Origin of the sequence: Nitrosomonas europaea, from assembly GCF_900167395.1 — a bacterium.
In the GTDB taxonomy this organism is placed as follows: Bacteria; Pseudomonadota; Gammaproteobacteria; order Burkholderiales; family Nitrosomonadaceae; genus Nitrosomonas; species Nitrosomonas europaea.
The window spans coordinates 68,239-94,917 of the sequence record NZ_FUWK01000004.1; the positions used below are offsets into that span (position 1 = coordinate 68,239).

Genomic DNA, 26,679 nt, shown 5'->3' on the forward strand with positions numbered 1-26,679 from the left:
CGATTATCCAATAAACCAGCCTTTAGTGCCAAATATCATCTGATGTGCGATCAGGCGCCTGGCTGGCGGCAGATTGTCCAGCGCAGCCAGTCCCATGCCGCTACACGTCTGCACCAGCGGCAGATCCGCTGTAAACAGCTTTACCAGAGAATCGGTAAACAGCCGGCTGATGCGTTTATCACTCTGGCGTCGTCTGCTGTAGGCAGCCAGCATTCTGGTCGACCCCGGTTCACCAGGCGTACCTGATGGGATACGGCTGATTTCACTGGCCAGTTCCCACGCATCGCGCAATCCTAGATTGAAACCCTGACCGGCAACTGGATGAAGTGCCTGTGCGGCATTCCCTATCAGTACTGCTCGATGGCCGGTAATGGTCGATGCATGTTTGAGTATCAGCGGAAAGCTCGATCGCGGGCCAACATGAGTAAATTCACCCATACGATCCCCGAATTGCTCATGCAGATGCAGCAAAAACGATCTGTCATCGAGCTTCAGAATTTTTTCTGCTGCTGCAGCTGGCATTGTCCATACCAGTGCATATCCCTCACCAGAAGGCAGCAAAGCCAGAGGTCCGTTCAGGGTAAAACGTTCAAATGCCGTTCCCGGCCGGGGTGATTCAACCTTGACGTTAGCTACGATGGCGGTTTGCTGATAGTCATAAGTATGGTAACGAACTCCATCAATCTGTTCGGCAAGCTTGCCACCATCTGCCAGCACCAATAATCTGGCTCGTACCTGCCTCGTTGTACTGCCTTGCTGATAGGCTACCTGAGCCAGTGAAAGATCGGTTCGAATGGCAGTTACCAGGGCATTGGTCTGGTAAACCGCATTGCTGCCTCGTATCGCCCGACCCATGGAATGGTAGAGATCATGGTAGTTAACCACATATCCCAGTGCCGGGACACCTGCATCATCCGGTGTGAGGACAGCATGACCGAAATGGCCGCGATTGGAAATATGAATCGTGGTAATTGGCGCAGGTTGTGTCAGATTTTTCCAGATATCGAGTCGTTGCAGGATCAACCGGCTGCCATACGAAAGCGCCAGCGGACGGGGATCGTCCACTTTTTCCGGTAATTCACGCGCTTCGAGCAGCAATACTGAAAATTCATATTCGCGCAATGTCAGTGCCAATGCCATCCCGACTGGTCCACCCCCAACGATGATGATATCGAACGGTTGCTCAGGCATGATCATTTATATCGAGTTGATGACAGGCACATGGGCGGTGTGTCAGCATTCACATCCATGATTTACTGATAACGGGATTCAGCTGATCTGGCATGGGCATCCAGACCTTCTCCCTTTGCCAGAATGGATGCCGTTTCACCCAACCTGGATGCTCCGGCTGCTGAGACCTGAATCAGGCTGGTACGTTTCTGAAAATCGTAAACTCCCAGTGGTGAGGAAAAGCGTGCCGTACCGGAGGTGGGAAGGACATGATTGGGCCCTGCACAATAGTCTCCCAGTGCTTCACAAGTATATCGTCCAAGAAAAATTGCGCCGGCATGCCGGATGCTATCCACCCATTGCTCCGGCTCATCAACGGACAGCTCCAGATGTTCGGGGGCGATCCGGTTGGCAATCATGCAGGCTTCTTCCAGATCACGCACATGAATCAAAGCACCGCGGTTCTCCAGCGAAGAACGAATTACATCTCGGCGTGGCAATGTATCGATCAGGCGGGAAATACTGTCTGCTACCCGATCCAGGAATGCTTTATCCGGGCAAAGCAGGATCGATTGTGCCTGTTCATCGTGCTCCGCTTGTGAGAACAGATCCATTGCAATCCAGTCAGGATTGGTTTTTCCATCACAGATCACCAGAATTTCGGATGGCCCTGCCAGCATATCAATTCCGACTGTACCAAAGACATGTCGTTTTGCTGCGGCCACATAAGCATTACCAGGTCCGACGATTTTATCCACCTTTGGGACGGTGGTTGTGCCATAAGCCAGCGCGGCGACTGCCTGTGCACCTCCAATGGTAAAAACACGATCTACTTCACAGATTGCGGCAGCGGCCAGCACCAGTGGATTTTTTTCTCCTTTTGGCGTTGGCGTTACCATGATCAATTCCCTGACACCCGCTACCCGGGCAGGAATTGCATTCATCAGTACAGATGAAGGATAGGCAGCCTTACCTCCAGGTACATAGAGCCCGACCCGGTCCAGTGCGGTGATTTTCTGCCCCAGTCGCGTGCCATCCAGCTCAACGTAATCCCATGATTGGGCCAACTGTTTTTCATGATAGGCTCGTATACGGGAAGCAGCTTGCTCCAACGCCTCACGTTGTACCTTATCCAACGACATCAAAGCAGATTGCCACTCATCCCGGGGCAGTTCGATTTCTTCGATCCGGTCAATATCCGGATTATCAAACTGGCGTGTAAGCTCGAGTAACGCTCTGTCCCCATGTGTTCTGATCTGATGCAGGATTTGAGTGACGGTGCGTTCGATCTCGCTATCGACAGAAACTTCAAAACTCAACAATTGGTCGAGTTCTGCCTGGAAATGGTCATCAACGGATGACAATCGCCTTATTTTGATCATGATGGTTTCCGGATACTGGGTTACAGGTTCTTTGGCACTGCTGCACTGAAAGTCTCTAACAAGGGTTGTATTGCGGTATTTTTCAGCTTTAATGCTGCCTGATTGACAATCAGACGAGCTGAAATCGGCATGATTTCTTCGATTGCCTGTAAATGATTGGCTTTGAGCGTACTACCGGTCGAGACCAGGTCCACAATTGCATCTGCCAGATCAACCAACGGTGCAAGCTCCATCGAACCATATAATTTGATCAGATCGACATGCATTCCCTTTGCAGCAAAATGGTTACGTGCGGTTTTCACATATTTGGTAGCGACACGCAAGCGTGCACCACGAAAGACAGCCGAGGCATAATCATAATCGTCGCGTACTGCAACCATCATGCGGCAGCGAGCGATCTTCAGATCAAGCGGCTGATATAATCCGATCCCGTCATGTTCCAGCAGCACGTCTTTTCCAGCCACACCCAAATCCGCCGCACCATATTGCACATAGGTCGGCACATCCGTGGCACGCACCATGACAAGCCTGACATCCGGCCGATTGGTTCCGATGATCAGTTTTCGTGAGGTATCCGGATCATCACTGGGAACGATTCCGGCTGCCTTCAGAAACGGGATGGTATCTTCAAAGATACGCCCTTTGGAAAGGGCAATGGTAATATCCGGCATCAATAATCGTCATCCGAGATTTGCTGCAGCAAATTCCCAGTTGATCAGTTTATCGATAACCGTGTTGACATAATCCGGGCGACGATTCTGGAAATCCAGGTAGTAGGCGTGTTCCCATACGTCGATCGTCAGCAGTGGGCGAATACCGCGTGTCAGGGGTGAATCGGCATTACTGGTCTTGATGATGGCCAGCTTGGATCCTTCCTGAGCAAGCCAGGCCCAGCCACTACCGAATTGTGTGATGGCGGCATTGGCAAATTCCTGTTTGAAAGCCTCTACACTGCCGAAAGATTCCTCGATCTTCTGTTTCAATGCTGCAGGCGGCTCTCCTCCTCCTTTAGGGCTGAGACTGTACCAGTAGAACATGTGATTCCAGATTTGTGCTGCATTGTTGAAAATTCCTGCCTTATCAGCCTGCCCGGCTGTAGCCGTGATGATCTGTTCCAGTGATTGTCCGGAAAATGGTGTTCCTGCAACGAGTTTATTCAGATTATCCACATAAGCCTTATGATGCTTGCCATAGTGGAAGCTCAGTGTATGTGCGGAAATAACAGGTTCCAGCGCATTATCGGCATAAGGCAACGGCGCCAGCACATAGGTATCACCTGATTGTGCAGCTCTTGAAAAATTATCCAGATTAGTGCTCATTTTCTCTCCTTTATTCCTGAAAACGAATTTGAATAGTGAAAACATAAAGTCGGATGGTATGAGTAAAGAGAATGTTTTAGTTATTGTCCGTCATTTCTGTCGTGAAGGTCACCTGATTGTATCCGGCCAATCTCGCTGCTTCCATGACTGTGATTACCGACTGATGAGTGGCCTTTGCATCAGCACTGATGATAATGATCGGGTTTTCCTGGTTTTTGGCTGCTGATTGCAATGCTTCACGCAAATTCTCGATACTGGCAAATTTTATCGGGACAAGATTAATCGTGTAGTCACCCGTTGCGCTGACCGATACATCAATTACCTTTGAAGTATCCTCTGCATGATCTGTTTCAACCGTAGCAGCTTGTGGCAATGTTATTTCCAGCTCTGAAAACTTTGAGTAAGTGGTAGTGATTACCAGAAAAATAAGGATGACCAGCAGTACATCAATCATTGGCACGAGATTGATCTCAGGCTCTTCTTTCTTCTGTCCTCGCTGAAAATTCATTTGATTTTTGATATTGATCGATAAAAAACAGCGGGTTGCCGTCTACCCTGCGGGATCACAATAACGGATCAGGCGATACCCTCTCAAAACTTGCGGGCCGGCCAGGTTATTCTAGTTTATTATTACCACTTTCACCATGCCCAAGCATATTTTGAATTGTTTCCGTTATTCATAAAAGTCGCAAAAGGTTTTATGTGGATCATCCGGTAGTCAGCATCGTAATGGGCAGCAGCAGTGACTGGCAGGTAATGCGACATGCTGCAAGCGTTTTGAAAAACTTCTGTATTCCGCATGAAACCATGATTATCTCGGCACATCGCACGCCTGACAGGATGTTTGAATATGCCGAAACAGCTCATGACCGTGGAATCAGGTGTATCATCGCCGGTGCGGGAGGTGCTGCCCATCTCCCCGGCATGATTGCTGCCAAAACCACACTCCCCGTTCTGGGGGTTCCGGTTACATCAAAACATTTACAGGGTGTGGATTCACTGTTATCCATCGTACAGATGCCCAAGGGTGTGCCAGTTGCCACTTTTGCCATCGGAGAAGCAGGTGCAGCCAACGCCGCACTGTTTGCTGCTGCCATTCTGGCCGGGGGAGATATCTCACTGGCCGAAAAACTCGATCAATTTCGCAAGGATCAGGCTGCCTCTGTCGCTGCGATGACGCTCCCCGAATCATGTACATAAAACCGGGCTCCATGCTGGGTCTGCTGGGTGGCGGACAACTGGGAAGAATGTTTGCCATGGCAGCACAGCAAATGGGTTACCGGGTAACCGTGCTTGATCCGGCTGCAGAAAGCCCTGCGGGAAGTATCGCTGAACGTCATTTGCAGGCGGACTACCTGAACGATCAGGCACTGGATGAATTAGGATCGACCTGTGCAGCAGTCACTATCGAGTTTGAGAATGTGCCGGCCCAGGCGTTACGCTACCTGGCACGACGCTGTGTAGTCAGCCCTGATGCCGAAAGTGTTTCGATCGCACAAAATCGTATTCGCGAGAAGCAGTTTCTTGCTGAAAATGGTTTTCCAGTCGGACCATTCACCGTTGTCCATGACGGACAGGATCTGCCCCGGATCGATGTATCCCTGTTCCCCGGGATACTCAAGAGCAGTCAGTCCGGTTACGATGGTAAAGGGCAAATGCGGATCGAACATGCAGATATTCTGTCCGAAGCACTTACAGCACTTGGCAACAAACCCTGCGTGCTGGAAAAACGATTATCCCTCGCTCATGAAATCTCCGTCGTTCTGGCTCGCGATAATCTGGATCAGATTACCTTCTTTCCTGTTCCCGAGAATCACCATGAGCGGGGTATCCTGGACACGAGCATCATACCGGCTACGTTGTCAGATGAGATCGTTGGAAAAGCACGCGCGGTTGCCCGACAAGTAGCCACACGACTGAATTATGTCGGCATTCTGTGTGTGGAATTTTTTGTCCTGGGCGATGGCCAGATCCTGGTCAATGAGATTGCACCTCGTCCGCATAATAGCGGGCATTATTCACTTAATGCCTGTGTGACTTCCCAATTCGAGCAGCAGGTTCGCATGTTGTGCGGACTGCCTCACGGCAGCACCAAACTGGTACAGGAGGCCGCTGTCATGACCAATATACTCGGGGATTTGTGGAAAAATGGTGAGCCTGACTGGAACAGCATACTACAACATCCGCAGACCAAACTGCACCTGTATGGTAAACGTGCAGCAAAACCTGGCAGAAAAATGGGGCACTTCACTGTGCTGGCAGATACGGTTGAAGAAGCATTGCAGCAGACTGCACGGATCAGGCAGGATCTTCAATTCTGATCTGGTATATTTCAAAAGCAGATACCATCATGGCAACCGCAGCATTGTTTGAGACCAGTATCACCAGCCTTCCTTTACTGCATCGCGGCAAGGTACGCGATATATATGCGGTGGATGAAAACCATCTGTTGATCATACAAACAGATCGTGTTTCAGCGTTTGATGTGATATTGCCAACCCCGATTCCGGAAAAAGGAAAAATACTGACAAAAATTTCCCGTTTCTGGTTCGATAAATTAGCTCACATCATCCCCAATCACCTCACTGACATAACTCCTGAGTCTGTTGTTTCGTCTCGGGAACAGGATCAGGTTTCGGATCGCGCTTTTATCGTCAGAAAATTGAAACCTCTGCCTGTCGAGGCTATTGTACGCGGTTATATTTCAGGTTCCGGCTGGAAGGATTATCAGCGCAGCGGCACTATTTGCGGTATTGCCCTGCCAGCAGGGTTACGGGAGGCCGATAAAATTCCCGATGGTGCAATTTTTACACCCTCAACCAAAGCGGAAGCAGGATCACATGACGAGAACATCTCGTATTCCGTTTGTGAACAACTTCTGGGAGTATCGCTCGCTGCGGCCGTCAGCAGGCATTCCATTGCACTTTACACGGCTGCAGCCGATTATGCACTGACACGAAGCATCATTATTGCCGATACCAAGTTTGAGTTCGGCCTGGATGAAGCCAACCAGCTTTATCTGATCGATGAAGCGCTGACTCCTGATTCTTCACGCTTCTGGCCCGCTGAAAGTTACCGGCCTGGTAAAACACCACCCAGTTACGACAAACAGTTTATTCGTGACTGGCTGGAACAGATCAACTGGAACAAGACTCCACCTGCTCCCCCTATTCCTGAAGAGGTTCTTGTGCAAACCATTGAAAAATATCAGGCAGCCTGCCGGGTGCTGACACAATAGCTTCTGTTACAGATCATCCATGCTATCGGCTCGGTACTCGATCTTCTCAATCGGGAGTGGTCGCCCGACTATGAATCCCTGGGCATAATCAATCCCGATTTTTGCCAGCTTCTCCAGAATGTTCCGTGTTTCAACCAGTTCGCCTATCGTCCTGATTTTCAGAGCACGGGCGAATTTGCCGATATTTTCAACTTTTTTCAGATCTTCTGCATCACGCAGGATATTGCATATCAGGCTGCCGTCAATCTTCAGAAAATCAGCCTGGATGTGTTTGAGTAAATCAAATGAGCCACGATCATGATTAAAACTGCATAGTGAAACCAGGCAGCCGGATTGTTGTACTTTTTTTACAAATTGCACTGCACTCAACAAATTGGCTGCCACATCTGCTGTTTCGATTTCAAAACATATTCTCTGGGGTTCTATTCCGGCTGCATTCAACAATTTCCAGACACGATCATAAAATACTGGATCGATGAGTGTACTGCGAGCCAGATTTATACAAAATGAAATTCGGGGATCAGCCCTTTGATCGGCGAGATAATGGATCACCTGTTCGACCACCCAGCTATCCAGACGTGGCATCAGGTTATATTTTTCAACAAACGGAAGGAATGCTCCCGGTGGAATCAGATTGGATTCCTCCTCCGCCATACGAATGAGTACTTCATAATAACTTGAAGATTCCTGGTTCGATCCTGCAGGAATTATCTTTTGACAGTACAGATGGAATTCATTCTGCTCAATAGCCTGAATGATCCGTCTGGAAGAATCTATGGACACTCGTGTCGGCTGCTTAGCAGTATTTTCATTACTGTCTCGTGTAGTTTTACTTTCTTGTGCTTGTTTATGTTCAGCTGTGGATCGATCTTTCACATTTTGCAGCAGCTCCTCTCCTTTTTTCATCAGCCGGGGTGTGTAAAGAATATAGAAGCCGATTACCTTTCCAGCAGAGTCGAAATGAGGTGTCAAATGACTTGTAATAAAACATATCGATTGATTTGCAAGTTTCAGGACATGCTGATTCTGTATGGTTTCTCCAGACAATACACGTTCGACAGCACTACTGATATCAGAAAACAACGATTTATCGAGAAATTCGTTAAAAAGCCGATTTTCTATCTGTTCAGGCCGTAATCCAAACCACTGCCGAAAAGCGCGGTTATGGTAACGACACTGCCGTTCCGTATTGAAGTAGGCTAGCATCACCGGAAAATTCTCATCCACAATTTGCAGTTTAGCTTTATTTTCTGAAGAAGTTTTCTCAGCCCAGATCCTGTGTTTGATTTCACTGCTAAGCCGTTCCTTTTGTGCAGCCAATTGAGCAAATTGTTTTGAAAAAGTTTTCTCGGCATGAGCAATTTGCGTAATCATGAACAGTATCGACATCAGCAGGGTTACCCATAACCCGGCAACGATATGTGATTCAATAAAAATCAGGGAATTATCCAGAGCAATCAGCAAACCTATGACAACCATTGCCACAGTCGCCGATAAAAAAGGTTTGAATACATTGATTCTTGGAGTGGTATACATAATCACACGAAGGGGGATCTGTTAAAAACCTCATTCCTGGAAAATAACCTGAAAATAAACTAACTGTAGGTTCCCAGCGGACGTACCGCAGCCCAAAATTTCCAGAGACTGCCAGGCGTTAGTACAAAATCTTTAGTTGAACTTTCATTGATAATAGTGAGCTTCAGCTGCTGGATCTGCCTCTTTTTCAACGCCTGGAATAATGGATCAAACCAATCTCGTTCCATTTTCATCAATTCATTGCGCCAGTTGTATGCATCTCTGTAACAAGCGTATTTCTGTAAATTATCCAGGACGATTAATTGCTCACCCGAATTCCCGGAATGATTCAATACCTCATCTGCGTTCTCTGGCAGATCATGACACATAACCTTCCCCATTTCTGCCAGTGCATGAACCAGTACATGATTGCCCCAAATACCGGTATAGGATGTGCGCACTTCTGAAGGTCTGACACCTCCTCCCCATATCCAGATACTGTTGACCGGCAGCTCACCTTGTATTTCTCTGTTCCGGTTCAACGGGTGCTCATGAAGAAACATCTGGATTTCATTGATCCTGCTGTTCCAGATTGCACCCTCTTTTCCCCGTGACAGAAGATCATTTATATTTTTACCAACCACCTGACTCAGAAGGAATGTCTGCAACTCGGGAGTCTCATCACATTTCACATACCAGCGATCAGAATGAAGCGGCAGCAGGGTTACCCCTTCATCTGAGAAAAACTCATTGATACTATCGGCAAAAGAAGTCGCTTCCTTTAAGGAAATATTCAGAATCTGATTATCCCCAAGAAGTATATGGTTGTTCTCGACTCTGAGATGAACCGGATCGGCACGTAACCAATAACTTTCTCCTACTTCAATTCTATTTTTTTCACGCTGCAGTAATATCGAAGCTATGGGCCAGTCCTGTTGTTTGTTCACATTAAAAATTTTACACAACCAGGATTCCAGTACCTCTCCTCCGACTTCAAAACGGTTACTTTTCGCCAGAATGGTTTCCAATGCAGGTAACTTCAGGTGTTGATAAATATCTGTTTGCGAACCATCTGGCCAAAATATATCAGGAACAAATAAATGCAGATTCATTTAAAGTTGGCAAAAAAGGTAAAAAAAAATTCCAGAGTCAATTCTGGTGATCAGGAAATAAGTTTTGCAGTCTGGTCACATGATTACTGCCTTTTACAAATTTACGAGAAACTATGAGTTGCAAATTTGTCAGAGATAGATATAATTTTAAGAATCGTTCTCATTATTAAATTAAACAGATAGTATGCTTTATATTGAATGTTCAGTATAAAACGCATTCCTGAAAACTATTCGACAAAAAATATCTTTCATGTATATTTGCGTGTGTAAGGGTGTGACTGAGCGCGACATTCACCAGGCTGTAAAACAAGGTGCTACAAGAATGCGTGACTTGAGGAACAATTTGGGCATTACTAGCCAGTGTGGTACTTGTGCTTGTCATGCCAAAATAGCTCTGGATAAGGTATTGAATCAGGAATCTTCTCAACAGACCACTACTGGATCTTCCTGAAATCTCACCTGATTTACCACCTGCAAATATTTCTTAAAGGAGAGAAGAAATCATGAAAGGTAATGCGGATATTATTCGCTGGCTGAATCGCCAGCTGCAACATGAGTTGACTGCTATCAACCAATATTTTCTTCACGCTCGCATGTATAAAAACTGGGGATTCAACAAACTGGGTGAACATGAATATCATGAATCCATTGAGGAAATGAAGCATGCGGATCAGTTGATCGAGCGTATTCTTTTTCTTGAAGGATTACCAAATCTGCAGGAACTCGGCAAATTGCTGATCGGTGAAAATGTGCAGGAATGTGTATCATGTGACTTAGAACTGGAACGCACCTCCAGAGAAACTCTTATCAGTGCAATAGCCTTTTGTGAAACAGCCCAGGATTTTGTGTCACGTGAAATTTTTAAAGAAATTCTTGAAGATACGGAAGAACATATTGACTGGCTGGAAACACAACTGGATATGGTCAAGAATATCGGAACTCAGAACTGGCTACAGAGCCAGATTTAATCCTTCGAACGCACAGAACCAAAATAATATTATTACCGTTAGTTGTCGATAGCGGCTTAGAATTCTAGTATTCTGTATGCTTCTGTTGTCACCCGGAAAGCTGAACGTATTGTAAAATACAGGTATCTCTTGAAGCCTGTCGGGTTAGGATTTAAATCAGTTGATCCGGCTTAAATACCATGACCTCTCATTGTATTCAGTGTGGCAGCAGTCGGATTCACAAGTCCCGTTTCAGGCCCGGCGAGCGCACACCTGCTAATTTATTACTTTCTCCTTATCGCTGTCGCGATTGCAAAGCGCGTTTCTGGGGCAGGAATAATGATGCGTGTCTGGCAGCAGCGGCAGGTGTGGGGGGTATATTTCTACTGGGTACTTTCATTTGGGTAGGATTTTCCCTCAATGACCCCATGGAGAGAAGCCTGTCTTCACAGCCACAAACTGCTTTAACAGGATTATCCTGGCTGGACTCCCAATCTTCCCCCCATGTTTCATCAACCAACCTTACATTAGCAGAAGCAATTGAGCGTGGAGAAAAGATCGACCTACAATCAATCAAAAGTGAAGATACAAGCTCTTTGCCTGATCCAAGTGACAACCGGTTTTATACAATCAACCTTTTTCTTGAAAAAGCCAGGAAAGGCAACGCAGACGCCCAATATCAGTTAGGCATACTATATCTGGCTGGCAAGGGAACTCTTCAGGATTTTTCCGAAGCTTCCAAATGGTTCATTCTGGCTGCCGAACAAAATCACCCTCTGGCTCAATATGAACTTGGCCTGCTTTATCAAGTTGGCCAAGGCGTGGAAATGGATAATGAAAAGAGTTATATGTGGTTCAATTTAGCTGCAGCAGCAGGAATAGAACAGGCTATTGCGGCGCGTGATAAAGCTATGCGCTCATTGAGCCGTACGCAACTTTCATCAGCACAGAAAGCAGCCCGGGAATGGCTGGATTCCAGAAATAAACTTGGAAAATAATTACCCGGGCTTGATATAAGAAGCTGCTTCTAAAGTGCTTTAACCATATTTTCAACAACCTTCTTGGCATCACCGAATACCATCATGGTTTTGTCCATATAGAAGAGGTCGTTGTCCAGCCCTGCATAACCGACAGCCATACTGCGTTTGACAACCATTACGGTACGCGCTTTGTGAGCTTCCAGAATCGGCATTCCATAAATCGGGCTTCCCGGTACGTTTGCCGCCGGGTTAACTACATCATTCGCACCCAATACCAGTACAACGTCGGTATTCGGAAAATCGCTATTGATTTCATCCATTTCCTGCACCATTTCGTAGGGAATCTCCGCTTCTGCAAGCAGGACGTTCATATGTCCAGGCATACGGCCCGCAACCGGATGAATTGCAAAACGAACATTGATACCTTTCTTGTGCAGAGCCTGAGCCAACTCCTTGACCGCATGCTGTGCACGTGCCACGGCCAATCCATATCCCGGAATGATGATAACGCTATCCGCATTCCCCATCAGAAATGCTGCATCATCTGCACTACCGCTGCGATAGGATTTCTGTATTCCGTCATCGGTGCTCTGACTTCCTCCATCACTGCCGAAGCCTCCCAGAATGACAGAAAGAAACGGTCGATTCATGGCTTTACACATGATATAGGAAAGAATTGCGCCGGAACTGCCAACCAGCGATCCTGCTATAATCAGCATCGGATTCCCGAGTGAGAAGCCAATTCCTGCAGCAGCCCATCCCGAATAGGAGTTCAGCATGGAGATTACGACTGGCATATCCGCGCCACCAATCGGGATGATGATGAGAAAACCGAGCAGAAAAGCAATGGCCGTCATTGCAGAAAATGCTGTCCAGTTCGTCGTCTCACTAAAAAAGAACCATAAACCGAAACCAATCATAATAATGGCCAGCAACAGGTTAACCATGTGCTGACCGCTAAAAATAATCGGTGCACCACTCATCCGACCAGACAGTTTCAGGAATGCAATGACGGAACCGGACCATGTCATGGCACCAATGAAAGTTCCCAGAAAGAGCTCGAGTTTGCTGCCAGTTGGCAGTATTTCCGACAGACCGAATGAGGTTGGATTATTGACGGCTGCAATTGCAATAAATACAGCAGCAAGACCCACCAGTGAGTGCATGAACGCGATAAGTTCAGGCATTGCAGTCATCTGGATCCGTTGCGCCACAATCGAACCAATAATCGCACCTACAGCGATACAACCGAGAATCAGTGGCCAGTTTTCGGTAATGGTCAGCGTTGTGAATACGGCAATGCCCATCCCCAGCATGCCAAGAAGATTACCGCGGCGTGCAGTAAGAGGCGAACTCAATCCTTTAAGTGAGAGTATGAAAAATACAGCCGCTATCAGGTAGGCTAATGCAATGAAGTTAGCAGACATTTAGGCTTGTCCTTTTTTGTCTTTTTTCTTAAACATTTCCAGCATACGCTGGGTAACGAGAAACCCACCAAACACGTTGATGGATGCCAGAATTACGGCCGCAGCCCCTAACCATGCTCCCCAATCAGCCTCAGTTGATCCTGCTGCCAGCATCGCACCAACCAGGATAATACTGGAAATAGCATTGGTTACTGACATCAGGGGAGTATGAAGAGCGGGAGTTACATTCCACACTACATGGTAGCCAACAAAAACAGCCAGGACGAATACCGTCAGATTTATGATCGTTGGATCAATTTCTCCAATCATGTGCTTTCCTTATAGAGATTCATAAACTTTTGTGCGAACAATGTTGCCTGCCTGCTTATGATTTGCTAATTACTTCTCCAGCCATACAGACCAGACTGCCATCGATAATTTCATCTTCACGGTTTACGTTAAGCTCACCGGTTTGTGCATCAAGTATCAGATTCAGGAAATTCAGCAAGTTGCGTGCATATAGTGCACTGGCATCAGCGGCCACCAACCCGGGAAGGTTAGCGACACCTACCAGATGCACGCCATACTTGACTACAGTCTTACCCAATTCCGATAACGGACAGTTTCCACCTGCTTCAACCGCCATATCAACGATTACTGATCCCGGTTTCATTGCTTTGACCGTTTCTTCAGTAATCAGAACGGGGGCCGGACGCCCCGGAATCAGAGCAGTCGTGATGATGATATCTGCAGCAGCAGCACGTTCCTGAATCAGCTCACCTTGCCGGCGTTTATAATCTTCTGACATTTCGGTTGCATATCCGCCGGCAGTTTCAGCTTTGGCTTTTTCCTCATCTGTCAGAGGAACTTCCACAAATTTTGCACCCAGACTCTCAACCTGTTCCTTCACTGCAGGCCTTACGTCAAATGCCTCGATTACAGCTCCCAGACGTTTGGCGGTTGCAATAGCTTGAAGTCCGGCCACACCTGCCCCCAGAACCAGTACACGTGCAGCTTTGACTGTACCGGCTGCCGTCATTAGCATAGGGAAAAATTTCTGATATATATCGGCTGCCAGGATGACGGCTTTGTATCCGCCAATATTTGCCTGGGAAGACAGTACGTCCATACTTTGTGCCCGCGATATTCGTGGCAGTTTTTCCATCGCGAATGCGGTCAATCCATGTCTGGCTACAGATTCGATTTCTTCCGTATGATGCGGGGTAAGCAGACCTACCAGTACTGCATCCTTTTTCATTAGTACCAGCTCATCTGCTTCAGGCCCCCGTACCTTCAGTACGATCTGGGATTGTTCATACAACTGTGAAGCAGTAGAGATGATAGTAGCACCGGCCTCCTGATAAGCTGAATCAGGAATACTGGCACCAGCACCGGCGCCCGCCTGTACCAGAACAGTATGCAGCCCCTTGGCAGTCAGCTTTTTGACGGTTTCTGGCGTGGCCGCCACGCGCGTTTCTCCTGCACGCGTTTCGGCAGGTATGCCTATGTGCATGGATATTCTCCCTTGTTATTTTGATGATTCATTAATTAAAAGTTGTGACATGGATCCAATTGGTGCCAAATTATAAATCAATTTAAAGCCGATTGAATCCCGACGGCATTTTCTGTTTTGTCAGGAAACATGGCTACTGCCTTGTTGCAGACAATGGCCGATCCAGCGGCTCGTCAGTTTCTCCTGAACACTGTTCTGACGCAAGCGCGAAGCCAATCCACTGAAATCGACCAGATCCAACGGCTGATCCTGATTGAAGCAGGAAAAAACATAGGAAATATCTCCTGTGACAGGATCCTTTTGCGGTTGCAGACATTGCGCACAGATTTCTTTCATCATGCACTGCATCGGAGAATTGATCGAACCCACCGCAAAATGCTCCACCTTAAGGTAAGGCGCAAGCTGCTGGTGCCGTGCGGCAGCTACGGCTGCCATCATACGATCGGAACCGATTGCAATGATGCGGTCAGCAGCCTGCATCGAGATCGGTGCACTACCGAGTTCACCGCTGGCATAAGCAACCATTGCCTGTACGATATTTCCGACGTAACTCAGATCACCCAAACGTGAAGGTTGAAAGCCAGGCGCTTCATCACTGCACCAGACGATGGTATCCGCAGCCGCTTCTATTTCCGCGACTTTATAACGGTCAGCCAGTTTCTTGTAGCCGGCAAAATACAAAACTTTACAACCGGCAGCGCGCGCAGCAGCACCAATCGAGAATAGTACCGCGTTGCCCAGACCGCCTCCCACCAGTACAACAGTTTCGTGAGATTCAATTTCTGTTGGAGTACCAGTAGGTCCCATCAGTACGACCGGTTCGCCTGGTTGAAGTAATGCACATAAATTTGCCGACCCCCCCATTTCCAGTGCTATCAACGATACCAATCCGTTAGAAACATCCACTGAAGCGCCAGTGAGGGCGATACCTTCCATCGCCAAGCGTGTCTGTTCGGATATTCCTGCAAGTGAAGCATAATTTTGGAAACGGTAAAACTGCCCCGGGTGGAAATGACGAGCCGCCAAGGGTGCATGGACAACAACCTCGATGATATTTGACGTCAGCCTTTCTACCTTATGCACAGTAGCACGCAACTGCCCGCCAATTTCAGTGAAAAACTGAGAGGCAGATTGCACTGATACAGGTCCGGCCTGGGCAAGTACACGACTGACTGTCGGATATCCCTGTTTGGCACTAGCCATTGCTTTGACCACATTGCCGGAATAAGATGGATGCAAATCACCGAAGAAACTGATGAAACGTCCATCATCGGAGTGACTCAGCAATACTGCGGGCGTTTCCGGTTTGGGATTGCCCCGGATTGCGTCAAGAGGCTGACCCTGTTCATCACAGGAAGCAAAATAACGTCCATTCAGTTTGAAGTTATGTGCATCTTCACGCGCCAGAACGGTATTAGGCTGAGTGCCTGCGGCGACCAGGATCGTCCGGGCAGGTTGAGTCACCTCGTTAACTTTATACCAACTGCCCTCTTCATTGATTGCCTGAACAGCAAAACGGATAGCTTGAACATGCTCCCACTGATCAATATCGATTCTCAGTGGTGTCAGACCTTCTGCAAAATATATCCCCTCCTCCAATGCTTTCTCTACTTCTTCGTGATTGAGGGTATAGGAAGGACTGTCAATCAAACGTTTCCGATAGGCAATCATGGCGCCTCCCCATGATTGCAGCAATGCTGCAACACGGGGTTCGCGTCCTTCCCGCGCAGCCTGTGCTTTTTCATTGCGAATAGCTCGAGCATGAGTCATGAATTCTTCGGCAATCTCACGTTCTTCACTGTCCCAATTCGCTCGTATCGCGGCCTCACCCTGTACCGCAGCCAGTATTTCATAACGCCGCAGGAATTTTTCCACCTGAACCGGATAATAAGCCAGTGCTTCTGTTGCGGCATCGATTGCCGTCAATCCGCCACCAATTACTACTACCGGCAACCGTAGCTGCATATTGGCGATAGAATCACTCTGAGCAGCACCCGTCAGCTGAAGTGCCATCAGGAAATCAGAAGCTGCACGTACACCCCGTGCCAGTCCGTTAGGAATTTCCAGAATAGTCGGGCGTCCCGCGCCTGCCGCCAACGCAATATGATCAAATCCAAGATTCCATGCATCCTCGACAGTCAGCGTGCCACCAAAACGGGTGCCACCGAACAGTGCAAATTCCGAACGCCGTTCCAGCAATAAACGGATCAGTTTAAGAAAATTCTTGTTCCAGCGTACTGTAATACCATATTCAGCTACCCCCCCAAACCCTGCTGGTAACCGCTCATCCAGATCCTCACTTAACTGCTCGACATCAAAAATCGGGGTAAAGGCACTACGTTCACCCTTTATGTTTATTCCGGACAGGCTGGCTGATAAAGGCTCTATTTTCAATCCATCCACGCCAACGACAGTATGCCCGTCATTCATCAGGTGATGTGACAATGTGTAGCCCGCTGGCCCCATTCCTACTACCAATACTTTTTTACCTGTTGCCGCTTTAGGATAGGGCCTGAGTAAATCGAGAGGATTCCAGCGTGTCAAAAGACTGTAAATCTCAAATCCCCAGGGCAATTCGAGCACATCTTTCAATGTTCGTGTTTCCGCTTGCGGAATATTGACTGGATCCTGTTTCTGATAAATACACGATTTCATACAATCGTTACAGATACGATGCCCGGTTCCTGCGCACATTGGATTATCCAGCACGATCATGGCCAGGCTGCCAATTGCCACACCCTGTGTCTTGAGCTTGTGAAACTCCGATATCCGCTCTTCCAATGGGCAACCAGCAAGTAGCACACCCAGGTCATTTTTCTTGAAAGCTTTTACTTCGGGAACTTCTTTTGATTTCTGCGGGAACCCTTTCGAGCAGGAGTCTTTGCCCTGTTCATGGCACCAAATACAGTAATTAGCTTCATCCAAAGCACCTGTCAGATCGGTCCCCTGGTCTGTCAGTGAAAAACCTTCCCGATAGCGGACATGGTCGAGACTATGGACCGTATACCCGTTACGATCGTCACTCGTCAGGGATAACAGATGCTGAAAATCCAGTTTGCGCGGAGATTTGAACAAAATGCCCTGGCGAGTATGCGCCTGCCCTTCAGATGTGCGCAGTGCCCAGGCAGCATAGTGCAACGCAAGCTCGAGCTGAGCTGCATGATTGACTTCATCTTCCATCCAGCGCGCAACATGTGACGCAAAAACCAGCTCTGAAAAAGGTTGGCCGAACTCTTCAACCAACTTCTGTTCAAGTATTGATCCGTTCAACGTTTGCAATACTTCATCACTTACTTTAGTTTTGGCGCGCCGCTGTACAAACTGACGCTTACAAAAATAAAGGGGCGCGAGTTCATGATGACGTGCAGTCAGTGCACTGACCTCAGCTTTAATACCAAATAGCGTTGCAATGAAATCTTCCAGCCAGGGTGCAACTTCGATCAATAAAGCAGATTCATCCTTCCGAACCAGCAGTTCTGGATTCTGACGAGCCTGAATCAGATGATCGTGTAACGTGGAATCACCTTCCTTGAGGAAATTCAGGAATATCTGATCGAGTTTGATCAAGCCGGCTCGTTCGTACAATTCAGGAAAAGAGATACCAAATTCTAGAGCGAGTGCCGTAACGGCAACTGTTGAAGATGTGGTAAATACTGATCGAGAATCAATCATATTTTTATCAGTTAAGGGATATTTTTCAGATACGAATAGGGAAACAGATTGAAGTGAAGCCTTGTGCCAATCAGAGCAATCAATGATTCAGCAAATCATTCCAGCGGCAACAGTATTATTACTGACCTCATCTATCAGGATAAAACAGCCGGTTCCGCGGTTTTGGGTATAGGCATCAATGACAAGTGGTTGCTGTACTTTTATCCCAATCCGGGCGATATCGTTCATTGTCAACGCATCAACCACCTCATGATTCATCGTATTGATATCGACCCGATAATCGATACGAGCAATCAGACCTTTGATCATATGCGTGGTATGTTTAACGATATATTTGCGGCCAGGGTCAAATGATTGCTCTGATAACCAGCAAAGCATGGCATCGAATTCTCTGGTAACTCGCGGTGGCTCTCCACCATTGACCAGCATGTCCCCCCGCGAAATATCCAGATGATCCTCAATCGTCAATGTAACCGACTGCGGAGCAAATGCCGTTTCCAGAGTGCCATTATAAAAAAGGATTTCTTTGACACGCGAAGTCAAACCAGACGGCAGTACCGTTACGGTATCTCCCACGTGCACGGAGCCGGATTCAATTCTTCCCATATAACCACGAAAATCATGCATGGCTTCCGTTTGTGGACGGGAAACCCACTGTACCGGGAAACGAAAATCGTGCGTATTGACATCCTGTTTTATATCAATGGTTTCCAGATAGTCCAACAAGGGTTGACCTGAATACCAGCCCAGGTTGTCACCGCGTTCCACGACCATATCCCCCACCAGTGCAGACATCGGAATATATTCAACGGAACGCGAACCCAACCCTTGCAAGAACGCGGAGAATTCAGTGCGAATCTGATTGAAGACATCCTCAGAATAACCAACCAGATCCATCTTATTGATCGCCACCACCAGATGAGGGATACCTACCAGACTGGCAAGATAGGCATGTCTCCGGGATTGTGTCAGAACACCTTTGCGCGCATCTATCAGGATAATTGCAAGATTGGCGGTAGAAGCGCCCGTTACCATATTACGGGTATACTGCTCGTGGCCGGGTGTATCAGCAATGATGAATTTGCGTTTTGGGGTAGTGAAGTAACGATAGGCTACATCGATGGTGATTCCCTGCTCCCGCTCTGCCTGCAAACCGTCAGTAAGCAGTGAAAGATCTACTTTTTCCATTCCCCGCTTATTGGAGGTCTTCGCAATGGCATTCAGCTGATCCTCGAAGATAGACTTGGAATCATGTAACAAGCGCCCGATCAGGGTACTTTTACCATCATCCACACTTCCAGCAGTAATAAATCGAAGTAACTCGGCATGCTCGAGGCCAACATTTTCAACGACAGACATGTCTCAGAAAACCTATGAAGATAAAAAATAATACTGAGGTTGCTTCAGCGTTACACTAAAAATAGCCTTCCCGCTTCCGCAATTCCATTGATGCTTCTGAAGTCTGATCATCCATGCGTGTTGCACCCCGTTCAGTAATTCGCGTCAGTGCTGTTTCTGCAATGATCTCTTCAACATTTTTGGCATGAGAAGCAACCGGACAGGTACAACTCATATCACCGACAGTACGAAACCGTACCATCATGTTTTGTACATGCTCACCTGCTTTGGGTTGGACCAGATACGATATCGGTAACAGACCGTTGTCCCGCACAATCACTTCTCTTTCGTGTGCAAAATAAATTGATGGAATTTCAAGCTGCTCCCGCCCGATATATTCCCATATATCCAGCTCCGTCCAGTTACTGATCGGGAAAACCCGGATGTTCTCCCCCGGGTGTGTCCGGGTATTGTAGAGACTCCATAATTCCGGACGCTGATTCTTTGGATCCCACTGACCGAATTCATCACGGAATGAGAAAATACGCTCCTTAGCCCGTGCTTTTTCTTCATCTCTGCGAGCACCGCCAATACAGGCATCAAATCCGAATTCCTCGATTGCATCCAGCAGTGTAATCGACTGAAAAGGATTACGACTCTGATTTCCAGATCGTAAAACCACACGACCGCGCTGAATGGAATCTTCCATACTGCGCACAATCAGGCGTTCTCCCAGTTCTTTTGCCCGGTAATCCCGGAATTCGATTACCTCCGGAAAATTATGGCCGGTATCGATATGCATCAACGGAAAAGGAAACCGGCTGGGACGAAAAGCTTTCTCGGCCAGCCTCAGTAAAACGACTGAGTCCTTCCCTCCGGAAAAAAGCAGTACGGGATTGGTACATTCTGCTGCAACTTCCCGCATGATATGGATCGCTTCACTTTCCAGTGCATCCAGATGAGTAAAATATGACCTTTGGTTCATCTTGTTCGTGTTTAAAATACTAATTTATGCTTCTATTTTCCGGGTATGCAAACCACATTCCCTGGATTCGGGATTCTCCCACCACCAGCGCCCTGAGCGAATATCTTCACCCGGCGTGATCGCCCGGGTGCAGGGGGCACAACCAATACTGGGATAAAAGCGATCATGCAATGCGTTATAGGGAACATCGTGCTGCCTGATGTAATTCCATACATCCTTCTCGGTCCAGTCACAGAGTGGATTGAATTTGTGCAGACCGTGATCGCTATCGTATGCCGATAGCTCTAATTCTTCACGTGTCGTCGATTGATCACGACGCATCCCCGTAATCCAGGCTTTTTTATCAGCCAGCGCACGTTTCAGAGGTTCAACCTTACGTATGTAACAACAACGCTTACGCAAGGCAACACTATCATAAAACCCGTTTGGCCCATGCTGTGCTACATAGTGCTCAACAGCCGATGCATCAGGAAAATAAGCATGAATGGAAACACCATAACGCTCTTTTACCTTTTGCATCAGATCATAGGTTTCCTCCGGCAGGCGCCCGGTATCCAGAGTAAATATGCCAATTTCAGGATAATGGCGCGCAATGAGATCCGTCAGTACCATATCCTCAGCACCAAAACTACTGGCAAACACGGCAGGAGAATAATCCCGCTGAATATTGCCTAACAAACTGTGCAACTGCTCAACCTTTTGCTGCAATGCCTGCTCACCCATATTAATAAGACGTTATTTTACCTGACAAACACCCATTCACAAAAACATCTACATAAGCTTATCGATTCCGATTTGATGCGAATGCTATTGCACTATTTTTGTAGTGTGTCAAACGGTGCACAGCGCAGATAACACTATTTTTATGCTGCTCTTTATAGTATGCAAGCATAGCAATTATATTTATAATTCAAAAGAATATTGAGTTAATTATATATTATTTATTTTTATATAGATGAAACTTCAGCAATTAAAATATCTTCATGAAATTGCAAAACAAAAGCTGAATTTATCCAAGGCAGCAAATGCCCTGCATACTTCACAACCTGGGATCAGCCGACAGATCCAGCTACTGGAACAAGAACTGGGGGTTGAGATTTTCACACGTCACGGCAAACGTATTATCGGCATTACGCAGCCAGGGCTGGCGATCCTGCAAACTGCTCAGCGGATGCTGCAGGACGCAGACAACCTGAAAAAAATTGGAAATGAATTTAATGATAAGGAAAGCGGTACATTTATTATTGCGACTACTCACACACAAGCACGATATGTACTTCCTCCTGTAATCAAGCGCTTTATCGAACACTACCCGAAAATCAGGCTGTCCTTACGACAGGGAAGTCCCATAGAGATAGCCACCTGGGTTTCATCTGGTGAAGCCGATTTAGCTATAGCAACCGAAGCTATCGAATTATTCGATAAACTTGTCATGCTGCCTTGCTACGAATGGAACCGCTGCATCGTTGTTCCACCCCGACATCCATTACTCCAGCTTAAGGAGTTAACACTTGAATCCATCGCCCAATACGCTATCGTTACCTATGATTTTGCCTTTACCGGCCGCTCCAAAATCAACCAGGCATTCGAATCCAAAGGGCTGAAACCCAATGTGGTACTGACCGCACTTGATGCGGACGTAATCAAAACCTATGTAGAAATAGGTTTAGGCGTAGGCATTCTGGCAAAGATGGCCTTTGATCCAGTTCGCGATAAAAAGCTACGGGCTATTGATGCCGCACATCTGTTTGAACCCAGCACTACCCGCATCGGCATCTGTCGTAACAGTTACATTCGTCACTATGTTTACGATTTTATCGAGATGTTCGCTGCTCATCTCGACATGGAAACAGTTAATAAATTACTCAAAAACCCCGAAAATCAACAGTTATCTATAGCCAACGATAAATAAATCTCTCGGCATGCCTCGATTGATGATCAGATTGCTTTCTGATAGACTCCGCCCCTTAAAATTTTCGGTACATTTATCCGGAAAGTGGAGACAGCACGATATGAATAAATATTATTGCTGAATACACACTCCGCCGGACAGTCCGCAGTACCCACAGCAACAAAGCTTAATAAGCGAGCACCAACGCCATTGAGGAATAAATTTTCTGATCGGGAGTTAGGATAGCTCATATCCTTATAATTTTATATTTGATTGGCATCAAAAATTTCTGTGACTATCCTGATGTCTTTTATATAACAAAATACAATATGTAATTAATTTAATATTCTTTTGAATTATAAAAATAATTGCTATCCTTGCATACTCTTATTTAGAGAGTGATGTAACGCAAAACTAAAACAGACGCAAACGGTTTTTTTAATTGATTTGTCCATACCTACAAAATATTCAGGATATGTTAGTTACCCGCTGGCTATCCTATTTCTACGTATTTCTACGTGTGAAAAACTTCCAAAATATAGAATAAAATGATGGCATCACAACTCTCGAGGGGCACACTGACTGCGGAACAGTGGCAACTTGTCGAGGCACTAGGCTCTTCGCTTACGCCAGAACATGCATACTGGATCAGCGGCTACTTTGCCGGCCTTGGATCAGCTTTGTTACGCAGCAGCGGCACAGCCTCCCAGTCGCCGGATGTATGCATTCCTCCAGTAGTAACACAAGCAGAACCCGTTGCAGCTCGTTCACTTACCATTCTTCACATCAGTGAAACCGGTAACAGTACTGAGCTGGCAATCCGTCTGGCAGCACTGGCCGTTGAGCAAGGGCTCAGTCCAACACTCGTTGGCATAGCTGATTACAAAGTTCGCAAACTCAAAGAAGAGCAGGATCTGCTGATTATTACCTCCACTCATGGAGAAGGAGATCCACCTCAGTCCGGAATGGAATTTTTTGAATTTGTCGAGGGGCGCAAGGCTCCCTCACTATCCGGGTTGCGTTATGCCATACTCGCACTGGGCGACATGAGCTATGAACATTTTTGTGGCGCCGGTAAACGTCTCGATGAGCGTTTTGAGGCATTAGGTGCAAAACGGCTGCAACCGCGCGTCGATTGCGATGTGGATTACGAAGACCCGGCAGCCGTATGGAGTACCGGTATACTGGCATTGCTCGCCGCCGAACAGGCATCGGCCATATCATCAGTCGCATCACCATCAAAGACAACAGGCGGTACTCAGCAAGCTAACAATTCAGTTTATAGTAAACGAAATCCTTTCCCGGCAACTGTCATCGATAATATTGTTCTCTCTGGTCGAGGCTCGACCCGGGAAACACACCATATTGAAATTTCACTTGCTGATTCCGGCCTGACCTACGAACCGGGTGATGCATTAGGCATCGCGGCTCATAACGACCCCGCAATGGTTGAAGCACTACTGGCTGCGCTCAACATGAATCCAGACGCACCACTCACTGTAAAGGGTCAGACAACCACTCTCTTTGATGCACTTGGCAAATCGTTCGAAATCACCACAGCAACGCTGCGTTTCCTTGATCACTGGGGAGAATTGACCGGCACGACTGATATTTTTTCCGCAATGGATAATACCAAGCGCGCAGCATTCCTTCATGATAATCATATAATTGATATCATTCGCGCTTATCCACTCAAGGGCCTTGATCCGCAGCGTTTTGTCGATGGACTGCGTCCGTTGCAGCCGCGTCTCTATTCCATAGCCTCCAGTTTGTCGATCTGTCCTGATGAGGCACATATCACTATTGCGCCAGTACGCTATAAGCTGCATGGGGAACCTCGCTCAGGTGTCGCCTCCGGTCATCTGGCAGATCGGGCTATAGCTGATTCCGTACTACCGGTTTATATCCAGAGTAATCCTCATTTCCGTCTGCCATCCAACGGTGAGCCGATCATCATGATCGGTGCCGGGACCGGCGTGGCACCCTATCGTGCCTTCATGCAAGAGCGTGAAGCAAATGGTGGTGGCCGTTCATGGATGTTTTTCGGTGAACGTAATTTCCGTACCGATTTTCTTTACCAGACCGAATGGCAGGACTGGCTGAAGAATGGTGTCTTAACAAAAATGGAAGTCGCCTTCTCACGTGACGGAGCAGAGAAGGTCTATGTACAACATCGCATCTATGAGCATGCGCACGATGTCTATGCCTGGCTGGAAGAAGGCGCCTATATTTACTTATGTGGCGACGCTTCGCACATGGCACCCGATGTTCATAACATACTGGTCACCGTTATTGAAGAACAGGCAAGCGTTCAACGTGAGGAAGCAGAAGAATATCTTCGCGATTTGCAACGCGATGGGCGCTATCAGCGCGATGTTTATTGAGAATATAAATGGCAAATACCCTTCCCCCAACTGATCGCAGTTGCGATATATCCCAACCGCTTGAACGGCTGAGTCCGGACGAGTCACTTAAGGCTGAAAGTGATTATTTGCGTGGCACAATCGCACTTGGTCTGTTGGATCGCATTACATCCGCCGTGCCCGGCAACGATATCAAGTTGATGAAGTTTCATGGTATTTATGAACAGGACGATCGTGAGATTCGTGATGAGCGCCGCCGCCAGAAACTGGAACCCGCTTTTCAGTTCATGATTCGTGTACGCTTGCCGGGAGGCATTTGTACGACCGAACGCTGGTTAAAGATCTCAGAACTGGCCTGCGCACATGGCAACGAAACATTGCGCATGACTACTCGACAGACTTTCCAGTTTCACTGGGTGCTCAAGCAGAATATCGTTCCGTTGATCCGTGGTCTTCATGAAGTATTGCTTGATACAGTAGCTGCATGCGGAGATGATTCACGTGGAGTAATGGCGACTGTCAACCCGCAATTCCCTGCACTGCAGGCAGAACTTGCAGCACTGGCAAAAACAGTGAGTGATCACGTCATTCCCAAAACCCGGGCCTATCATGAAATCTGGTATGGCGAAGAACGGATTGCTTCGTCCGAACCGGAAGAGCCATTCTACGGGCAAACCTATATGCCCCGTAAATTCAAAATCGGATTCGTAATCCCACCCAATAATGATATTGATATTTATGCCCAGGATCTGGGTTATATCGCCATCATTGGTGAAAACGGGAAAATAGCAGGTTTCAATGTTGCAATCGGTGGTGGAATGGGGCGTACCGACAAGGCGCCACATACCTATCCTCGTACTGCATCAGTCATCGGTTTCATTACGCCGGACAGACTTATTTCTGTTACCGAAGCTGTCATGGGTGTTCAGCGTGACTATGGCAATCGTGCCGATCGGTCACGTGCCCGCTTTAAATACACAATCGACGATAAAGGACTGGACTGGATCAAACTTGCCATTGAAGATCGAGCCGGACCGCTCGAATCGGCACGCCCCTATGACTTTACCTCCAATGCGGATATCTACGGGTGGATTGAATCGGGTGATGGATTTCATCACTTCACACTGTTTATCGAGAATGGCCGCTTAAACCGCGATATGCTTGATAAAATTGCACAAATTGCACATGTTCACAAAGGGCATTTTCGCCTGACTCCCAACCAGAATCTCATGATTGCCAACGTTGCCACGGCTGACAAACCTGAGATAGAAGCATTACTAAGAGAAACAGGATTAATCGCCTTTAACGAGCGCAGTGTACTGCGTTTGAATTCAATGGCGTGTGTTGCCCTGCCAACCTGCGGCCTGGCAATGGCCGACAGCGAACGTTATCTGCCCGATCTGATTACGAAGATCGAGGGAATCCTTACTCGGTACAACCTGCAAAATGAACCGATTACACTCAGGATGACAGGATGTCCTAATGGATGCAGTCGCCCTTTCATTGCAGAAATTGGACTCACCGGTCGCGCGCCAGGTAAATACAACCTTTACTTGGGTGGTGGCTTTCACGGCCAGCGCCTCAATCGTCTTTACCGCGAAAATATCGGTGAACCGGCAATCCTTGAAACCCTTAACGAAGTACTTGGTCGCTATGCAACAGAACGGTTGCCTGATGAGCACTTTGGTGATTTTACGATTCGCGCCGGTATTATCCGTGAGGTAACGGAAGGACGCTTCTCGAATGACTGAGGAGCTTCTGCAGAACTACTTGCCAGCGATACTCTTTCCCTGATCCTGACAGCCTCTTATCAATACCTGATGATCATCCACCAGTCGAGATGATCAT

23 protein-coding genes are annotated in these 26,679 nt (G+C 47.3%); 9 read left to right on the forward strand and 14 right to left on the reverse strand.

Going from position 1 to position 26,679, the window contains the following annotated elements; genetic code table 11:
• Positions 1-3 precede the first annotated feature (3 nt).
• The 5 genes from B5D58_RS02735 to B5D58_RS02755 form a co-directional block, all read right to left on the reverse strand.
• On the reverse strand, positions 4-1,191 hold the full coding sequence (locus tag B5D58_RS02735) for an FAD-dependent monooxygenase (protein WP_041357096.1): 1,188 nt from the start codon (positions 1,189-1,191) through the stop codon (positions 4-6).
• Positions 1,192-1,253: 62 nt separating this feature from the next.
• Entirely contained in the window at positions 1,254-2,552 is a 1,299-nt protein-coding gene (gene hisD / locus B5D58_RS02740) for a histidinol dehydrogenase (protein WP_011111483.1), read from the reverse strand.
• A 20-nt stretch (positions 2,553-2,572) separates the two neighbouring features.
• The gene (hisG, locus tag B5D58_RS02745; RefSeq protein ID WP_011111482.1) at positions 2,573-3,223 is read right to left on the reverse strand and encodes an ATP phosphoribosyltransferase; all 651 of its coding nucleotides are present in this window, start codon (positions 3,221-3,223) and stop codon (positions 2,573-2,575) included.
• A gap of 9 nt (positions 3,224-3,232) precedes the next feature.
• Positions 3,233-3,871: a superoxide dismutase gene (locus B5D58_RS02750; RefSeq protein WP_011111481.1), complete on the reverse strand. Its 639-nt coding sequence runs from the start codon at positions 3,869-3,871 to the stop codon at positions 3,233-3,235.
• Between the two features lie 76 nt (positions 3,872-3,947).
• On the reverse strand, positions 3,948-4,379 hold the full coding sequence (locus B5D58_RS02755) for an ExbD/TolR family protein (RefSeq protein WP_011111480.1): 432 nt from the start codon (positions 4,377-4,379) through the stop codon (positions 3,948-3,950).
• A 221-nt stretch (positions 4,380-4,600) separates the two neighbouring features.
• On the opposite strand from B5D58_RS02755, the gene purE reads away from it, so the two are divergent.
• From purE to B5D58_RS02770, 3 genes are read left to right on the forward strand one after another with little or no spacing between them, the layout of a single operon-like run.
• On the forward strand, positions 4,601-5,071 hold the full coding sequence (purE, locus tag B5D58_RS02760; RefSeq protein WP_041357095.1) for a 5-(carboxyamino)imidazole ribonucleotide mutase: 471 nt from the start codon (positions 4,601-4,603) through the stop codon (positions 5,069-5,071).
• The gene (locus B5D58_RS02765) at positions 5,062-6,192 is read left to right on the forward strand and encodes a 5-(carboxyamino)imidazole ribonucleotide synthase (RefSeq protein ID WP_011111478.1); all 1,131 of its coding nucleotides are present in this window, start codon (positions 5,062-5,064) and stop codon (positions 6,190-6,192) included. Before purE ends, B5D58_RS02765 begins: the two co-directional genes overlap by 10 nt.
• Positions 6,193-6,221: 29 nt before the next feature.
• Positions 6,222-7,109: a phosphoribosylaminoimidazolesuccinocarboxamide synthase gene (locus B5D58_RS02770; protein ID WP_011111477.1), complete on the forward strand. Its 888-nt coding sequence runs from the start codon at positions 6,222-6,224 to the stop codon at positions 7,107-7,109.
• Positions 7,110-7,115: 6 nt separating this feature from the next.
• Here B5D58_RS02770 and B5D58_RS02775 read toward each other — a convergent pair whose 3' ends face one another.
• Together B5D58_RS02775 and B5D58_RS02780 are read right to left on the reverse strand one after the other, a co-directional pair.
• Positions 7,116-8,645 carry a sensor domain-containing phosphodiesterase gene (locus B5D58_RS02775; protein ID WP_041356570.1) on the reverse strand — a complete coding sequence of 510 codons (1,530 nt, stop codon included), beginning with the start codon at positions 8,643-8,645 and terminating at the stop codon, positions 7,116-7,118.
• Between the two features lie 59 nt (positions 8,646-8,704).
• Positions 8,705-9,652 (reverse strand): hypothetical protein, encoded by a 948-nt coding sequence (locus tag B5D58_RS02780; protein WP_234988973.1) that lies wholly within the window; start codon positions 9,650-9,652, stop codon positions 8,705-8,707.
• 334 nt (positions 9,653-9,986) lie between these two features.
• On the opposite strand from B5D58_RS02780, the gene B5D58_RS02785 reads away from it, so the two are divergent.
• The 3 genes from B5D58_RS02785 to B5D58_RS02795 all read left to right on the forward strand — a co-directional run bounded on the left by B5D58_RS02785 (position 9,987) and on the right by B5D58_RS02795 (position 11,681).
• Complete coding sequence (locus B5D58_RS02785) at positions 9,987-10,187, forward strand: (2Fe-2S)-binding protein (protein WP_074671136.1); 201 nt, start codon at positions 9,987-9,989, stop codon at positions 10,185-10,187.
• Positions 10,188-10,239: 52 nt separating this feature from the next.
• A complete protein-coding gene (gene bfr / locus B5D58_RS02790) occupies positions 10,240-10,704 on the forward strand; it encodes a bacterioferritin (protein ID WP_011111474.1) in 465 nt (154 codons plus the stop codon).
• 407 nt (positions 10,705-11,111) lie between these two features.
• On the forward strand, positions 11,112-11,681 hold the full coding sequence (locus B5D58_RS02795) for a tetratricopeptide repeat protein (RefSeq protein ID WP_234988974.1): 570 nt from the start codon (positions 11,112-11,114) through the stop codon (positions 11,679-11,681).
• A gap of 29 nt (positions 11,682-11,710) precedes the next feature.
• Here the strand turns inward: B5D58_RS02795 and B5D58_RS02800 are convergent, their stop codons facing one another.
• The 7 genes from B5D58_RS02800 to B5D58_RS02830 all read right to left on the reverse strand — a co-directional run bounded on the left by B5D58_RS02800 (position 11,711) and on the right by B5D58_RS02830 (position 21,300).
• Entirely contained in the window at positions 11,711-13,090 is a 1,380-nt protein-coding gene (locus tag B5D58_RS02800; RefSeq protein ID WP_011111472.1) for an NAD(P)(+) transhydrogenase (Re/Si-specific) subunit beta, read from the reverse strand.
• Positions 13,091-13,399 carry an NAD(P) transhydrogenase subunit alpha part 2 gene (locus B5D58_RS02805; RefSeq protein ID WP_011111471.1) on the reverse strand — a complete coding sequence of 103 codons (309 nt, stop codon included), beginning with the start codon at positions 13,397-13,399 and terminating at the stop codon, positions 13,091-13,093.
• A gap of 55 nt (positions 13,400-13,454) precedes the next feature.
• The gene (locus B5D58_RS02810; protein ID WP_011111470.1) at positions 13,455-14,582 is read right to left on the reverse strand and encodes a Re/Si-specific NAD(P)(+) transhydrogenase subunit alpha; all 1,128 of its coding nucleotides are present in this window, start codon (positions 14,580-14,582) and stop codon (positions 13,455-13,457) included.
• Positions 14,583-14,702: 120 nt separating this feature from the next.
• Entirely contained in the window at positions 14,703-18,254 is a 3,552-nt protein-coding gene (locus B5D58_RS02815; RefSeq protein WP_011111469.1) for an FAD-dependent oxidoreductase, read from the reverse strand.
• An 87-nt stretch (positions 18,255-18,341) separates the two neighbouring features.
• Complete coding sequence (gene cysN, locus B5D58_RS02820) at positions 18,342-19,613, reverse strand: sulfate adenylyltransferase subunit CysN (protein WP_011111468.1); 1,272 nt, start codon at positions 19,611-19,613, stop codon at positions 18,342-18,344.
• A 55-nt stretch (positions 19,614-19,668) separates the two neighbouring features.
• The gene (gene cysD / locus B5D58_RS02825; RefSeq protein WP_011111467.1) at positions 19,669-20,577 is read right to left on the reverse strand and encodes a sulfate adenylyltransferase subunit CysD; all 909 of its coding nucleotides are present in this window, start codon (positions 20,575-20,577) and stop codon (positions 19,669-19,671) included.
• Positions 20,578-20,601: 24 nt separating this feature from the next.
• Positions 20,602-21,300: a phosphoadenylyl-sulfate reductase gene (locus tag B5D58_RS02830; protein ID WP_011111466.1), complete on the reverse strand. Its 699-nt coding sequence runs from the start codon at positions 21,298-21,300 to the stop codon at positions 20,602-20,604.
• Between the two features lie 232 nt (positions 21,301-21,532).
• Between B5D58_RS02830 and cysB the strand changes: the two genes are divergently transcribed.
• The 3 genes from cysB (at position 21,533) to B5D58_RS02845 (ending at position 26,582) form a co-directional block, all read left to right on the forward strand.
• Entirely contained in the window at positions 21,533-22,489 is a 957-nt protein-coding gene (gene cysB / locus B5D58_RS02835; protein ID WP_011111465.1) for an HTH-type transcriptional regulator CysB, read from the forward strand.
• Positions 22,490-23,019: 530 nt separating this feature from the next.
• Positions 23,020-24,852 (forward strand): assimilatory sulfite reductase (NADPH) flavoprotein subunit, encoded by a 1,833-nt coding sequence (locus B5D58_RS02840; protein WP_041356566.1) that lies wholly within the window; start codon positions 23,020-23,022, stop codon positions 24,850-24,852.
• Between the two features lie 8 nt (positions 24,853-24,860).
• Positions 24,861-26,582, forward strand: coding sequence for an NADPH-dependent assimilatory sulfite reductase hemoprotein subunit (locus B5D58_RS02845; RefSeq protein WP_011111463.1), 1,722 nt, complete (start codon positions 24,861-24,863; stop codon positions 26,580-26,582).
• The last annotated feature ends 97 nt before the right edge of the window (positions 26,583-26,679 follow it).

Excerpts from the sequence above, each read along its gene's own strand:
- B5D58_RS02735 (WP_041357096.1), bottom strand. The coding sequence starts at position 1,191 with ATGCCTGAGCAACCGTTCGATATCATCATCGTTGGGGGTGGACCAGTC.
- hisD (WP_011111483.1), bottom strand. The coding sequence starts at position 2,552 with ATGATCAAAATAAGGCGATTGTCATCCGTTGATGACCATTTCCAGGCA.
- hisG (WP_011111482.1), bottom strand. The coding sequence starts at position 3,223 with ATGCCGGATATTACCATTGCCCTTTCCAAAGGGCGTATCTTTGAAGAT.
- B5D58_RS02750 (WP_011111481.1), bottom strand. The coding sequence starts at position 3,871 with ATGAGCACTAATCTGGATAATTTTTCAAGAGCTGCACAATCAGGTGAT.
- B5D58_RS02755 (WP_011111480.1), bottom strand. The coding sequence starts at position 4,379 with ATGAATTTTCAGCGAGGACAGAAGAAAGAAGAGCCTGAGATCAATCTC.
- purE (WP_041357095.1), top strand. The coding sequence starts at position 4,601 with ATGGGCAGCAGCAGTGACTGGCAGGTAATGCGACATGCTGCAAGCGTT.
- B5D58_RS02765 (WP_011111478.1), top strand. The coding sequence starts at position 5,062 with ATGTACATAAAACCGGGCTCCATGCTGGGTCTGCTGGGTGGCGGACAA.
- B5D58_RS02770 (WP_011111477.1), top strand. The coding sequence starts at position 6,222 with ATGGCAACCGCAGCATTGTTTGAGACCAGTATCACCAGCCTTCCTTTA.
- B5D58_RS02775 (WP_041356570.1), bottom strand. The coding sequence starts at position 8,645 with ATGTATACCACTCCAAGAATCAATGTATTCAAACCTTTTTTATCGGCG.
- B5D58_RS02785 (WP_074671136.1), top strand. The coding sequence starts at position 9,987 with ATGTATATTTGCGTGTGTAAGGGTGTGACTGAGCGCGACATTCACCAG.
- bfr (WP_011111474.1), top strand. The coding sequence starts at position 10,240 with ATGAAAGGTAATGCGGATATTATTCGCTGGCTGAATCGCCAGCTGCAA.
- B5D58_RS02795 (WP_234988974.1), top strand. The coding sequence starts at position 11,112 with ATGGAGAGAAGCCTGTCTTCACAGCCACAAACTGCTTTAACAGGATTA.
- B5D58_RS02800 (WP_011111472.1), bottom strand. The coding sequence starts at position 13,090 with ATGTCTGCTAACTTCATTGCATTAGCCTACCTGATAGCGGCTGTATTT.
- B5D58_RS02805 (WP_011111471.1), bottom strand. The coding sequence starts at position 13,399 with ATGATTGGAGAAATTGATCCAACGATCATAAATCTGACGGTATTCGTC.
- B5D58_RS02810 (WP_011111470.1), bottom strand. The coding sequence starts at position 14,582 with ATGCACATAGGCATACCTGCCGAAACGCGTGCAGGAGAAACGCGCGTG.
- B5D58_RS02815 (WP_011111469.1), bottom strand. The coding sequence starts at position 18,254 with ATGATTGATTCTCGATCAGTATTTACCACATCTTCAACAGTTGCCGTT.
- cysN (WP_011111468.1), bottom strand. The coding sequence starts at position 19,613 with ATGTCTGTCGTTGAAAATGTTGGCCTCGAGCATGCCGAGTTACTTCGA.
- cysD (WP_011111467.1), bottom strand. The coding sequence starts at position 20,577 with ATGAACCAAAGGTCATATTTTACTCATCTGGATGCACTGGAAAGTGAA.
- B5D58_RS02830 (WP_011111466.1), bottom strand. The coding sequence starts at position 21,300 with ATGGGTGAGCAGGCATTGCAGCAAAAGGTTGAGCAGTTGCACAGTTTG.
- cysB (WP_011111465.1), top strand. The coding sequence starts at position 21,533 with ATGAAACTTCAGCAATTAAAATATCTTCATGAAATTGCAAAACAAAAG.
- B5D58_RS02840 (WP_041356566.1), top strand. The coding sequence starts at position 23,020 with ATGGCATCACAACTCTCGAGGGGCACACTGACTGCGGAACAGTGGCAA.
- B5D58_RS02845 (WP_011111463.1), top strand. The coding sequence starts at position 24,861 with ATGGCAAATACCCTTCCCCCAACTGATCGCAGTTGCGATATATCCCAA.